A 13,035-nucleotide genomic window follows, 5' to 3' on the forward strand; every position below is an offset into this window, starting at 1 on the left:
GGTTTACCACAAAAGCAAAATGCCCGTAGAGCCTATAAAATAAGGCTTTGCGGACATTTAAGAAGATATAAAAAGATAGTCAAAAAGACATATATAATTTATATAAAAGAGAAGTATGGATTTGACGCAGCGATTAAGAAACTGACCTGTGAGACATACAATTCTGGTCCGGTGCCAGATTTTTCGCCTTCACCGACTGGAAATGTGTTTGTGAAAATGAATTATCATGGAGAAGATTTCTCGGTTGTTATTTCCGGAGAGAATACGAATACGGATGGAATTGACAATTATCAGCTTAAAAAGATTGCCACAGCATTGAAACAGGAGCTGTATGAAATTACGGGATTTCATGCAGATGGTGTATATGTGAGTTATGGAGAATATGGATCGACAAATGAAGAAAAGAATGGAATGATTCATACATTTTATGACGGAGAGAATTTAGCAGAAATTCTGCAAAATGAATCTTCTAGAGCAGTTATATCCTATGTGAATCATCCGGTGGATCAGATTCCTGTATCGGAAGTGAGCTGGAAGACTGGTGTGGATACCATGTTGCTGGTAGATTATGAGAGTCAGGAAGCGTATCAGTCAGTCTGCCAGCCATATTATAATCTGACTGGATGGCCGATTGAGAATGGTATTGAAGATCAGCTGTATCTGGTGAATGGGTATCGCGTTGTAAATGCGGGCGAAGATAGTTATATGAAATGTGAGAAGAAAATTCAGGATGATATCATTTTAATTACCGAGAAGCCTGAAGAACGAGTTGATCTTGAAAAGTCTGTGTTGGATTCACCGGATAACTGGAACGGAAATGGTTTTATTGATGCGAAACAGGTGGCTGACGCGTATGATGTTGAGACGGGATCTGCAAAAGTATATGTGTATTTTCCAGTGAGAAAATTAAACACAAAAGATGTAGACCGTGCACAGTTGGTTAAACAGTATCAGTATCAGGGCAGGACTTGCTATGATAATATAATCAGCAGAGTGACTGATGATGGAAGATATATCCATGGCATTGTCTACACGAGAGATGAGTTGGAGATAAAAATATCAGTGTTTGTAGATCAAAAATAAAAGTAAAGGACAGAGCTCTGAAAATCTCTCTCAGGTTCTGTCCTTAATCATTCATGACATGTTTTATATGCACAAAAATTGAAACAGTCTTACAGCTTGATATTCTTGAACAGTGATCCAAGGCTTGTTCCAATCTCTTCTGCTTTCGGGATCTCTACCTTTTCTACAATCTCTTCTTCCTCCGGTTTTTCTTCCAGTGCTTTCATGCTGAGACTGATCTTGCCATCTTTGACGCCGATGACTTTAACCTGAACCTCGTCACCTTTCTTCAGTACGTCGCCGACAGATTTGACGCGTTTGCTGCTGATCTGGGAGATGTGTACCAGACCGGACAGACCATTTTCCAGACGGATGAATGCACCGTAGTTCTGAATGCTTTCTACGACACCTGACATAACGCTTCCTGTCTGAATAGCAGCGATCTGCGCTTCACGCTCTTTCTGTTCTTCTTCCTTCAGAATCTCGCGGGCTGAGAGTACCAGACGGTTCTCTGCTTCATTTACATCAATAACGATGACATCTAATTCTTTCAGAAGATAATCTTCCAGATTCTCAATGTAAGAGAGGGACATTCTGGAAGCAGGGATGAATCCGCGCAGCCCTTCGACCATGGCAATTGCACCGCCATTTACAATACCTTCGATCTTAATATGAAGGCGGGTCTTGTTGTCCATATAACCTTTGACTACGTTCCATGGATTGGCATCGTCAAAGTGTGCCTCATAGTCAGCCATACTTTCGGCCTGTGTTGCTTCGTTCTGCATAATTTCTTCGCTCATAATGTTCTGTCCTTTCCTCACTGCGTAGCAGCTTTCTCAATCAATTAGTAATATTATATCATAGAGATAACTACAGTTCAAAAGAAAATACGAAGATATGTGAAAATGCGGTTGACGAAAGCTAAAAAAAATGGCAATCTAGATAATAGAGGAATATATTCCAGGGAGATGTATGTATGAATAACAAAACAAAACAAACATATGTAATTGGACATAAGAATCCGGACACAGATTCTATATGTTCAGCAATTGCTTATGCACATCTGAAGAAAGAGATTACCGGAGAGAGGTATTCTGCCAGAAGAGCAGGACAGATTAACGAGGAGACACAGTATGTACTGAAGCGTTTTCAGATGCGGGCACCTAAGCTTTTACCAGACGTTAAGCTACAGCTGCAGGATGCAGAGATCAATAAGATTGAGGGCTGTGGACCGAATGTATCAATTAAGCGTGCATGGGAACTGCTGAAGAAGCAGAAGATGAAGACACTGCCGATTTTAGAGAACGATGAGCTGCTTGGTATTATCACAGCAGGAGATATCGCAAGCTCTTATATGGATATTTATGATAATACGATCCTGGCAGGGGCTAAGACACAGTATAGTAATATCATTGACACCTTGGACGGAACACTGATCACGGGAGATCCGGAAAAATATTTTACAAAAGGTAAGGTATCCATTGGAGCTTCCAGTCCGGATCTGATGACAGAATTTATCGCACCGGACGATTTGGTAATCTTGGGGAACCGTTATGAATCACATTCCTGTGCGATTGATATTAATGTCAATTGTATCATCGTGTGCCAGAATGCAGTGGTATCAGAGGTATTGGTACGGAGAGCAGAGTCACAGGGAATTGTGATCATCCAGACACCGTATGACACATTCAATGTAGCGAGATTGATCAATCAGAGTATTCCGGTGAAGCATTTTATGACACCGAAGGATCAACTGTGTAAGTTCTACATAGATGATTATATTGATGATATTCGTGAAGTAATCACGAAGCGTACATTCCGAGAGTTCCCAATTCTGAATAAGCAGGGCAAGCTGCAAGGATTCGTATCCAGACGTCGTGTCATGAATGTAAGTAAGAAGCAGGTGATCCTCGTAGATCATAATGAGAGATCGCAGGCAGTAGATGGACTGGAAGAAGCAGAGATTATGGAGATCATCGATCACCACAGATTGGGGAATATTGAGACTGCAGGTCCAGTATATTTCCGGAATCAGCCAGTAGGATGCACGGCTACGATTGTTTATCAGATGTATCAGGAGCATGGAGTAGAGATTACACCACAGTATGCAGGTATTCTGTGTTCAGCGATTATTTCCGATACATTGATGTTCCGTTCTCCGACTTGTACAGCAATCGATATCTCTACCGCAGAGCATCTGGCTCGGATCGCAGATGTTAATATGGAAGAACTGTCGGCAGCGATGTTTAAGGCAGGAAGCAATCTGGAAGGAAAGACTCCGAAAGAACTCTTCTACAGAGATTTCAAACAGTTCCGTGTAGGAGATATGCAGTTTGGCGTTGGTCAGATTAATTCTATGGATGCAGAAGAGATTAAGAAGATGAAGGAGATGCTGAAGGATTATCTGCAGAAAGCATTGAGAGACAATCGTGTAGATATGATATTCTTTATGCTGACTAATATTATGACAGAATCTTCTGAGATTCTGTGCTGTGGACAGAATGCAAAGCAGATAGTGATCGAAGCTTTTGACCTTCCGGAGGATTCAGAAGAGATCATACTTAAGAAAGTGGTGTCCAGAAAGAAGCAGGTCGTACCGCTTTTGATGTCTACATTGCAGCATTAAGACAACATTGGGAGAGCAGGATGACGAAAGAAACATGGAAAGCAGGTAACATGATTTACCCTTTGCCGGCCGTTATGGTTAGTGCGGCAGACAAAGAAGGCAATCAGAATATTATTACGATAGCATGGACCGGAACTGTGTGCACGAATCCGGCGATGTTATATATTTCCGTCAGACCGGAACGATACACCTATCATATGATCAAAGAGACGGGTGAATTTGTGGTGAACCTTACGACGAAGGATCTGGTCTATGCGACAGACTGGTGCGGCGTGAAGTCTGGCAGGGATGTAGATAAGTGGAAAGAGATGAAACTGACACCGGAGAAAGCAGAGAAGCTTGCATATGCACCGATGATTAAGGAGAGTCCGGTGAATATCGAGTGTAAGGTGACAGAGATCAAAGAACTTGGAAGTCATCATATGTTTCTGGCGGAAGTGCAGGCAGTGCATGTGGATCAGGCATATATGACAGAGACTGGCAAGTTTGAACTGAATAAGACAGGACTGGTTGCATATTCTCATGGTACTTATCTGGAGACTGGGAAACCAATCGGCACATTTGGTTACAGCGTGCATAAAAATAAAAAGAATACTAAGAATAAAAAGAAGAAAAAATAATAAAAGACGTTTGCGTGACTATCGTTCATGCAAACGTCTTTTTATCTTGTATTATCGGTTCTCCAAAGGCTTTACCTTTATTCGGTAGATTCGCTTTAACAGCAGTGCAGACAGGATTACGGAAACGATCTCTGCAATCGGGATAGCCCACCATACCATATGTAATCCGAACAGCTTAGCAAAGATAAATGCGACCGGAAGGATGACGAATAACTGTCTGGCAGCAGATACGAGCAAGCTGTAGACGCCATTTCCCAGTGCCTGGAATACAGATCCGGCTACAATACAGAATCCAGCGAACAGGAAACTGAGAGAAATAATCCGCAGTGCCGGTTCTCCAATGGACAGCATATGTTCGGAAGCATTGAACAGCGCTTTCATCAGGAAGCCTGGAATGGTCTGGAAAATGATCAGACCGATTACCATAATCCCAATCGCGATCAGGATACTCATGCGGATTGTGTCGGTAATACGTTTTTTATGTCCGGCACCGTAATTGTATGCGATGATCGGGATCATTCCATTATTCATACCGAATACCGGCATGAAGATAAAGCTCTGCAGTTTGAAATATACACCATATACGGTTGCGGCAGTAGAAGAGAACATCAGCAGGATCTTATTCATACCAAATGTGGTGATAGATCCGATCGACTGCATGATGATTGATGGTACGCCGACGCGGTAAATGGCTGATATGGTCTGCTTACAAGGACGGAAGCTTCTCATGTTAATGCTGATTTCGCGGTTCTTCTTTATATTGAAGTAGAAAGAGAGAAGAACAGCGATGACCTGACCGATTATAGTGGCAATTGCAGCTCCGGCAACTTCCAGTCTGGGCAGACCGAACAGTCCGAAGATCAGAATCGGATCCAGAATAATATTAATGATCGCGCCGAGTCCCTGAGTGATCATGTTGTAAATGGTCTTGCCTGTGGACTGCAGCAGTCTCTCAAATGTAATCTGCATGAAGATACCGACAGACATGACACAGATGATAGTCATGTACTGTGTACCGTATTTGACGATCAGCGGGTCGCTGGTCTGCGCTGAGAAGAATGCATGCGAACAGGTAATGCCGATCACAGCGAATACGATACAGCTTATGATGCCGAGAAAGATACCGTTGCGGGCAGCGCGGTTGGCGCCCTTGAAATTCTTCTCGCCTAAGTTCCTTGACAGCAATGCATTGATACCGACTCCGGTTCCGGATGCCACTGAGATCATCAGAGTCTGGATCGGAAATGCCAGTGATACAGCTGTAAGAGCTTCTTCACACAACTTGGCAACGAACATGCTGTCTACAATGTTATACAGAGCCTGCACGAGCATGGAGATCATCATCGGCAGGGACATAGAAATAAGTAGTTTGGGAATAGGCATGATGCCCATTTTGTTTTCTGTTTGTACTGTCTGACTCACGAGTACTCTTCCTTTCTTAACTATAAAAATATGTGAATATTTTACCGGGGTTATCCGGTCTGTAACAAAGCGTACAGCGGCAATTATAACATTTTCATATATATAATGCAATGTGCAACATACCCTATTTGGCATTTTCATATGATAAATAAGGAAAATGTGTGAGGTATGGAAACAGATTATGAGAATGAATGGAAAAAAAGATGGTGTGCTGATGGCGTGTTACGCCTGTTTACTGTTGATTGGCGGATTATTAACATGGTTGGAATATGACTATAATGCAGTAAAAATGGAGGATGTGCGAGATGCATGTGGCTATGTCAGCGCATCAGCGACGCCTGTTGAAGCACCAAAGATTGCGCTTACATTTGACGATGGTCCAAGCGCTGCGTGGACCCCAGTTCTGTTGGATGGGCTGAAAGAGAGGGGGGTGAAAGCAACCTTCTTTTTAATAGGAGAAAATGCAGATAAAAATCCGGAGATTGTGAAACGCATGGCCGAGGAGGGACATCTGATCGGCAATCATACTTATCATCATGTGGAACTTACAAAGGTATCGGAAAATGAAGCACGATTGGAACTTGCAGATACCAGTGCTGTAATTGTCAGGATCACAGGAAAAGAGCCGGAGTATATGCGTCCGCCGTTTGGTGCATGGCAGCGAAAACTAGAACAGGAGATCGAGATGCTTCCTGTGCTTTGGACCATTGATCCACTGGACTGGACGACGGAGAATCAAGATGAGATCGTAAATAAAGTAGTGACGGAGGCAGAAGAAAATGATATTATTCTATTGCATGACTGTTATAAAAGTTCGGTAGAAGCCGGCCTCCGGATCGTAGATATTCTTCAGGAGGAAGGCTTTGTGTTTGTAACGGTAGATGAATTACTATTGAACTGATGAAATGAAAAGGTTAAGAATACAAAAGAGAGTTGAAAGGACAGATTTGAGATGGATTTATTTGAATATGTAAGAGAAAAGAATCTGGAGAAGGAAGCACCGCTGGCGTCACGGCTTCGCCCGACGACGCTGGAAGAGGTGGTAGGACAGCAGCATATTATAGGAAAGGATAAGCTTTTATATCGGGCTATTAAGGCGGACAAGCTGAGCTCCATTATCTTCTATGGACCGCCGGGAACTGGTAAGACGACGCTTGCTAAAGTGATCGCACATACGACCAGCGCGGAATTTAGGCAGATCAATGCCACGGTTGCAGGTAAAAAGGACATGGAGGATGTAATAAAGAAAGCGCAGGATCTGAAAGGAATGTATCAGAAGAAGACGATCCTTTTCGTAGATGAGATTCACCGCTTTAACAAAGGGCAACAGGATTATCTGCTTCCGTTTGTGGAGGACGGTACGATCATACTGATCGGAGCAACGACTGAGAATCCGTATTTTGAGGTGAACAGTGCGTTGATTTCCAGATCCAGTATCTTTGAACTGAAACCGCTGAGTAAGGAAGATATTAAAAAGCTTTTGGAGCGTGCGGTATATGATGTCGAAAAAGGTATGGGAAGCTACGGCGCAGTGATCGATGAAGAGGCACTCGATTTTCTGGCAGATGTGGCAGGCGGTGATGCGAGAAGTGCACTGAATGCGGTAGAGCTTGGAATCCTTACTACGGAACGGAGCACGGATGACAAGATCCATATTACAATCGATGTGGCTGCTGAATGTATTCAGAAACGAGTCATGAATTATGATAAAACCGGAGACAATCATTACGATACCATTTCTGCATTTATCAAAAGCATGCGTGGCTCAGATCCGGATGCGGCAGTATATTATCTTGCTAAGATGCTTTATGCCGGCGAGGATATTAAGTTTATTGCCAGACGTATTATGATCTGTGCGGCAGAAGATGTGGGTAATGCAGATCCGATGGCGCTCACTGTGGCAGTCTCGGCATCACAGGCAATTGAGCGGATCGGTATGCCTGAGGCACAGATCATTTTGTCTCAGGCAGCAATCTACGTGGCAACTGCACCAAAGAGCAATTCTGCGGTCAATGCGATTTTTGAGGCAATGGATAATGTTAAGAAAATGAAGACCACAGTGCCGTCATATCTCCAGGACGCCCATTACGGCGGTGCGGCTAATATGGGACGGGGCATCGGTTATAAATACGCACATGATTATCCGAATCATTATGTGGAACAGCAATATCTTCCGGATGAGATCAAGGATGAGAAATTTTACCATCCAAGTGATAACGGACATGAGAAAGATATCAAAGAATGGATGAATTTTCTAAAAAATGTATAAACGGTGTTGACAAATGAAACACCTGGTGATAGATTAATAACTGTAAAGATTAGCACTCGAAAGAAGCGAGTGCTAATAAGCTGAAAGGAGGAAGCCAGATGCAGGCAAGAGAAGAGTTAAGCGAAAGAAAGCTTACGATATTGCATGCGATTATCCAGACATATCTGGAGACAGGTGAGCCGGTAGGTTCCAGAACGATTTCCAAGTATTCGGATCTGAACTTGAGCTCAGCGACCATTCGTAATGAGATGGCCGACCTGGAAGAACTGGGTTACATCCTGCAGCCACACACATCTGCCGGAAGGATTCCATCAGATAAAGGATACCGTTTATATGTGGATATGCTGATGGAAGAGAAAGAGCAGGAGCTCAACGATATGCAGGAGCAGATGCTTGAGAAAGCCGACAAGATGGATCAGTTATTGAGTCAGGCAGCAAAGGTTCTGGCGAATAACACGAATTATGCGACGATGGTTTCCGCACCAGTGAATAATGCGAATAAGATTAAGTTCATTCAGTTATCCAATGTGGATGAAGAACAGTTACTTGCAGTTATTGTACTGGGAGGTAACGTGATCAAGAACAAGATCATTACCATGGATGAGCAGCTCAGTAATGAGAACCTGCTGAAGCTTAACATGCTTCTTAATACGAGTCTGAATGGTATGTCTATTGAAGAGATTAATCTTGGACTGATCGCCAGACTGAAGGAGCAGGCAGGTATTCACAGCGCAGTAGTCAGTGATGTGTTGGATGCAGTCGCAGATGCCATTCAGGTAGATGACGGTATGCATATTTACACCAGCGGCGCGACCAACATTTTCCGTTATCCGGAGTTATCCGATAAACAGAGCGCGCAGGAGATCATCAGTGCTTTTGAAGAGAAGCAGCAGTTATCCGAATTGGTGACACAGACACTGGCACAGGAAGACAACACAGGTATTCAGGTATACATCGGTGATGAGACGCCTGTACAGACAATGAAGGACTGCAGTGTTGTGACAGCTACATACGAGCTGGGAGAAGGAATGAAAGGTACGATTGGTATCATCGGACCAAAGCGTATGGATTATGAACATGTATTAAAATCGCTGAAGAAGCTGCAGAGCGAATTGGATGCGATTTTCCATAAATCAGAATAGAAGAGAAAGGTGGTATACCATTGGAGAAAGAAAAAGATATTAATCATACAGAAAAGACTCAGGAAGAGATGGTAAAGGAAGCTGTAGAAGAAGCTAAGAAGGCTGCTTCGGAAGCAGAAGCTGAGAAGCCTGAGGCTGAAGCCGAAGAACAGGAAAGTTCAGAGGAAGCAGCGAAACAGGCAGAAGCCGATAAGGAAGAAGCTTCAGAAGGAAAGAAGGGAAAGCTTTTCGGTAAGAAGAAAAAAGACAAAAAGGACGAGAAGATTGAAGAGCTGACAGACAGACTCACTCGTCAGATGGCAGAGTTTGATAACTTTCGTAAGCGTACAGAAAAGGAAAAGTCCCAGATGTACGAGATTGGTGCGAAAGATATCATAGAGAAGATCCTCCCGGTTGTTGATAACTTCGAAAGAGGTCTTGCAGCAGTGGCAGAGGATGACAAAGAAGATCCATTTGTTCAGGGAATGGATAAGATTTACAAACAGTTGATGACCACCCTGGATGGTATCGGTGTGAAACCGATCGAAGCAGTTGGTCAGGAATTTAACCCGGATTTCCACAATGCAGTGATGCATGAGGAGAATGAAGAAGCCGGTGAGAATACGATCACCGAAGAATTCCAGAAGGGTTATATGTATCGTGACTCCGTAGTGAGACACAGTATGGTAAAGGTTGCAAATTAAGGAGGAAATAGACATGGGAAAAATTATTGGTATTGATTTAGGTACAACAAACAGTTGTGTAGCTGTTATGGAAGGTGGTCAGCCGACCGTTATCGCTAATACAGAAGGAGCAAGAACGACACCATCTGTTGTAGCATTTACAAAGACAGGCGAGCGTCTGGTAGGTGAGCCTGCAAAGCGTCAGGCAGTAACTAATGCAGAGAAGACAATCTCTTCTATCAAGAGAGAGATGGGTACAGATTATAAAGTAACGATTGATGACAAGAAATATTCTCCACAGGAGATTTCAGCAATGATCCTTCAGAAGCTGAAAGCTGATGCAGAAGGATACCTTGGTGAAAAGGTTACAGAGGCAGTTATCACTGTTCCTGCTTATTTCAACGATGCTCAGCGTCAGGCTACTAAGGATGCAGGTAAGATCGCAGGACTTGATGTAAAACGTATTATCAATGAGCCTACAGCAGCAGCACTTGCTTATGGTCTTGACAATGAGAGAGAGCAGAAGATCATGGTATATGACCTTGGTGGTGGTACATTCGATGTATCCGTGATCGAGATCGGTGACGGCGTTATCGAAGTACTGTCTACAGCTGGTAACAACAGACTTGGTGGAGATGACTTTGACCAGAAGATTACAGATTATATGCTTTCTGAGTTCAAGAAACAGGAAGGCGTAGATCTTTCTACAGATAAGATGGCACTGCAGAGACTGAAAGAAGCAGCTGAGAAAGCTAAGAAAGAACTTTCTTCTGCAACAACAACGAATATCAACCTTCCATTCATCACTGCAACAAGTGAAGGACCGAAGCATTTTGATATGAACCTTACAAGAGCTAAATTCGATGAATTAACTCACGATCTGGTAGAGAAGACAGCTGAGCCTGTAACAAGAGCTCTGGCAGATGCTGGTATCACGGCTTCTGAACTTGGTCAGGTACTGCTGGTTGGTGGATCTACACGTATCCCGGCTGTACAGGACAAAGTAAGACAGATGACAGGCAAAGAGCCTAGCAAATCCCTGAATCCTGATGAGTGTGTAGCACTTGGTGCTTCCGTACAGGGTGGTAAGCTTGCAGGAGATGCCGGCGCAGGTGATATCCTTCTTCTTGATGTTACTCCACTTTCACTGTCTATCGAGACAATGGGCGGTGTGGCTACAAGACTGATCGAGAGAAATACTACAATTCCTACTAAGAAGAGCCAGATCTTCTCTACAGCAGCTGATAATCAGACAGCTGTAGATATCAACGTAGTACAGGGCGAGAGACAGTTCGCAAGAGATAACAAATCCCTTGGACAGTTCCGTCTGGATGGTATTCCGCCGGCAAGACGTGGTGTACCACAGATCGAAGTTACATTTGATATCGATGCCAACGGTATTGTAAATGTATCCGCTAAGGATCTTGGAACAGGTAAGGAACAGCATATTACAATCACAGCTGGTTCTAATATGTCTGATGATGAGATCGATAAGGCTGTAAAGGAAGCAGCAGAGTTCGAAGCTCAGGACAAGAAACGTAAAGAAGCAATCGATGCTAAGAATGATGCAGACGCTATGGTATTCCAGACAGAGAAAGCTATGGATGAAGTTGGCGACAAGATCGATGCAGCAGACAAGGCTGCTGTTGAGGCAGATTGCAAAGCACTGAAAGAGCTTCTTGAGAAAGTAAATATGGATGATATCTCCGATGCACAGGTTGCAGAGATCAACGCTGGCAAAGAGAAACTGATGCAGAGTGCACAGAAGCTGTTTGCTAAGGTATATGAGCAGTCACAGGGTGCACAGGGCGCAGGTCCTAACCCAGGAGCAGGAGCAGGCGCAGGTCCGAATCCGGGACCTGCTCCGGAAGGATTTGACGGAGATGACGTTGTAGACGGAGATTATAAAGAGGTATAATCCTTGAGTGACCAGGGAACTGGTACTAAGGTGGTTCTGCTGGACCGGTGGAGGTGACGAAACCGGTCTGGCAGATTTCTTTGTATAAAAATATTTATGTAAAAACTGCATGTTTTGAATTAAGGAGAAGTGGTTATGGCGGAGAAACGCGACTATTATGAGGTGCTTGGAGTCAGCAAGGATGTTGATGATGCAACTCTGAAGAAAGCATACAGAAAGGTTGCTAAGAAATACCATCCGGATATGAATCCGGGAGACAAGGAAGCTGAGAAGAAGTTCAAAGAAGCTTCGGAGGCATATGCTGTACTTAGTGACCCAGAGAAGAGAAGACAGTATGATCAGTTCGGTCATGCGGCATTTGAAGGCGGCGCAGGTGGTGCCGGCGGATATGGTGGATTTGATTTTAATGGTGCTGATTTTAGCGATATATTCGGAGATATATTTGGAGATCTGTTTGGCGGCAGCCGCAGAGGCGGCGGTCGTGCAAATCAGGGGCCAATGAAAGGTATGAACATTCGTAAAGCAGTGCGCATCACCTTTGAAGAGGCTGTGTTTGGATGTGAAAAAGAGATTGATGTAGTATTGAAAGATCCTTGTACCAAGTGTAATGGTACCGGAGCTAAGCCGGGTACTTCACCAGAGACCTGTAGCAAATGTGGCGGCAAAGGTCAGGTTGTCTATACACAGCAGTCATTGTTTGGTATGGTACAGAATGTACAGACTTGTCCGGACTGTGGCGGAACCGGTAAGATTATCCGTGAGAAGTGTCCGGATTGTGGAGGTACGGGATATACATCCAGCAGAAAGAAGATTTCGGTATCGATTCCTGCAGGTATTGATAATGGTCAGAGTGTACGTATTCGCGAAAAGGGTGAACCAGGTGTAAATGGTGGACCGAGAGGAGATCTGCTGGTAGAGGTGGCTGTATCCAGACATCCAATCTTCCAGAGACAGGATATGCATATCTTCTCTACCGTACCGATTTCCTTTGCACAGGCAGCACTTGGCGGTGATGTGAAGATTAAGACGGTAGACGGGGATGTTATTTATACGGTTAAGCCAGGCACAAAAACGGATACGAAGATTCGATTAAAAGGCAAAGGTGTACCGTCTGTACGTAATTCTCAGATCCGTGGAGATCACTACGTAACGCTGGTAATCCAGACACCGGAGAAGCTGAGTGCAGAGGCGAAAGAGGCACTGCGCAGGTTTGATGAACTGTCCGGTAATTCACTGAATCAGGATCTGAATGACAAGAAGCACAAAGCGAAGAAAAGTTTCAAAGAAAAAGTAAAAGAAGCATTTGAAGATTAA

General features: G+C 43.8%; 11 protein-coding genes. 9 read left to right on the top strand and 2 right to left on the bottom strand.

Annotated elements, in window-relative coordinates; genetic code table 11:
• Positions 1 to 1,083: hypothetical protein (locus DXA18_RS16190; RefSeq protein ID WP_243007117.1), on the top strand; the 1,083-nt coding region annotated here is incomplete at its 5' end.
• Positions 1,084 to 1,172: 89 nt separating this feature from the next.
• Here DXA18_RS16190 and DXA18_RS11765 read toward each other — a convergent pair.
• On the bottom strand, positions 1,173 to 1,862 hold the full coding sequence (locus DXA18_RS11765; RefSeq protein ID WP_118384057.1) for a S1 RNA-binding domain-containing protein: 690 nt from the start codon (positions 1,860 to 1,862) through the stop codon (positions 1,173 to 1,175).
• Between the two features lie 176 nt (positions 1,863 to 2,038).
• Here DXA18_RS11765 and DXA18_RS11770 point away from each other — a divergent pair, with 176 nt between their 5' ends.
• On the top strand, positions 2,039 to 3,688 hold the full coding sequence (locus tag DXA18_RS11770; RefSeq protein ID WP_118384058.1) for a putative manganese-dependent inorganic diphosphatase: 1,650 nt from the start codon (positions 2,039 to 2,041) through the stop codon (positions 3,686 to 3,688).
• 20 nt (positions 3,689 to 3,708) lie between these two features.
• The gene (locus DXA18_RS11775; protein WP_118384059.1) at positions 3,709 to 4,308 is read left to right on the top strand and encodes a flavin reductase family protein; all 600 of its coding nucleotides are present in this window, start codon (positions 3,709 to 3,711) and stop codon (positions 4,306 to 4,308) included.
• Between the two features lie 51 nt (positions 4,309 to 4,359).
• Here the strand turns inward: DXA18_RS11775 and DXA18_RS11780 are convergent, their stop codons facing one another.
• Entirely contained in the window at positions 4,360 to 5,730 is a 1,371-nt protein-coding gene (locus tag DXA18_RS11780; protein WP_243007118.1) for an MATE family efflux transporter, read from the bottom strand.
• 289 nt (positions 5,731 to 6,019) lie between these two features.
• On the opposite strand from DXA18_RS11780, the gene DXA18_RS11785 reads away from it, so the two are divergent.
• From DXA18_RS11785 to dnaJ, 6 genes are all read left to right on the top strand, one after another.
• Complete coding sequence (locus DXA18_RS11785) at positions 6,020 to 6,631, top strand: polysaccharide deacetylase family protein (RefSeq protein WP_243007121.1); 612 nt, start codon at positions 6,020 to 6,022, stop codon at positions 6,629 to 6,631.
• A 51-nt stretch (positions 6,632 to 6,682) separates the two neighbouring features.
• Positions 6,683 to 7,999 (top strand): replication-associated recombination protein A, encoded by a 1,317-nt coding sequence (locus tag DXA18_RS11790; RefSeq protein ID WP_118384060.1) that lies wholly within the window; start codon positions 6,683 to 6,685, stop codon positions 7,997 to 7,999.
• 98 nt (positions 8,000 to 8,097) lie between these two features.
• Complete coding sequence (gene hrcA / locus DXA18_RS11795) at positions 8,098 to 9,141, top strand: heat-inducible transcriptional repressor HrcA (protein WP_118384061.1); 1,044 nt, start codon at positions 8,098 to 8,100, stop codon at positions 9,139 to 9,141.
• A 68-nt stretch (positions 9,142 to 9,209) separates the two neighbouring features.
• Positions 9,210 to 9,824 carry a nucleotide exchange factor GrpE gene (grpE, locus tag DXA18_RS11800; protein ID WP_118384107.1) on the top strand — a complete coding sequence of 205 codons (615 nt, stop codon included), beginning with the start codon at positions 9,210 to 9,212 and terminating at the stop codon, positions 9,822 to 9,824.
• A gap of 13 nt (positions 9,825 to 9,837) precedes the next feature.
• A complete protein-coding gene (dnaK, locus tag DXA18_RS11805) occupies positions 9,838 to 11,721 on the top strand; it encodes a molecular chaperone DnaK (protein ID WP_118384062.1) in 1,884 nt (627 codons plus the stop codon).
• Positions 11,722 to 11,856: 135 nt separating this feature from the next.
• Positions 11,857 to 13,035 (top strand): molecular chaperone DnaJ, encoded by a 1,179-nt coding sequence (dnaJ, locus tag DXA18_RS11810; RefSeq protein WP_118384063.1) that lies wholly within the window; start codon positions 11,857 to 11,859, stop codon positions 13,033 to 13,035.

Origin of the sequence: Dorea sp. AM58-8, from assembly GCF_003464045.1 — a bacterium.
Lineage (GTDB): Bacteria > Bacillota > Clostridia > Lachnospirales > Lachnospiraceae > Claveliimonas > Claveliimonas ammoniilytica.

What these genes read in the sequence shown, in the direction of transcription:
- DXA18_RS11765 (WP_118384057.1), bottom strand. Translation starts at nt 1,862, where the DNA reads ATGAGCGAAGAAATTATGCAGAACGAAGCAACACAGGCCGAAAGTATG.
- DXA18_RS11770 (WP_118384058.1), top strand. Translation starts at nt 2,039, where the DNA reads ATGAATAACAAAACAAAACAAACATATGTAATTGGACATAAGAATCCG.
- dnaJ (WP_118384063.1), top strand. Translation starts at nt 11,857, where the DNA reads ATGGCGGAGAAACGCGACTATTATGAGGTGCTTGGAGTCAGCAAGGAT.
- DXA18_RS11785 (WP_243007121.1), top strand. Translation starts at nt 6,020, where the DNA reads ATGGAGGATGTGCGAGATGCATGTGGCTATGTCAGCGCATCAGCGACG.
- hrcA (WP_118384061.1), top strand. Translation starts at nt 8,098, where the DNA reads ATGCAGGCAAGAGAAGAGTTAAGCGAAAGAAAGCTTACGATATTGCAT.
- grpE (WP_118384107.1), top strand. Translation starts at nt 9,210, where the DNA reads ATGGTAAAGGAAGCTGTAGAAGAAGCTAAGAAGGCTGCTTCGGAAGCA.
- DXA18_RS11790 (WP_118384060.1), top strand. Translation starts at nt 6,683, where the DNA reads ATGGATTTATTTGAATATGTAAGAGAAAAGAATCTGGAGAAGGAAGCA.
- dnaK (WP_118384062.1), top strand. Translation starts at nt 9,838, where the DNA reads ATGGGAAAAATTATTGGTATTGATTTAGGTACAACAAACAGTTGTGTA.
- DXA18_RS11775 (WP_118384059.1), top strand. Translation starts at nt 3,709, where the DNA reads ATGACGAAAGAAACATGGAAAGCAGGTAACATGATTTACCCTTTGCCG.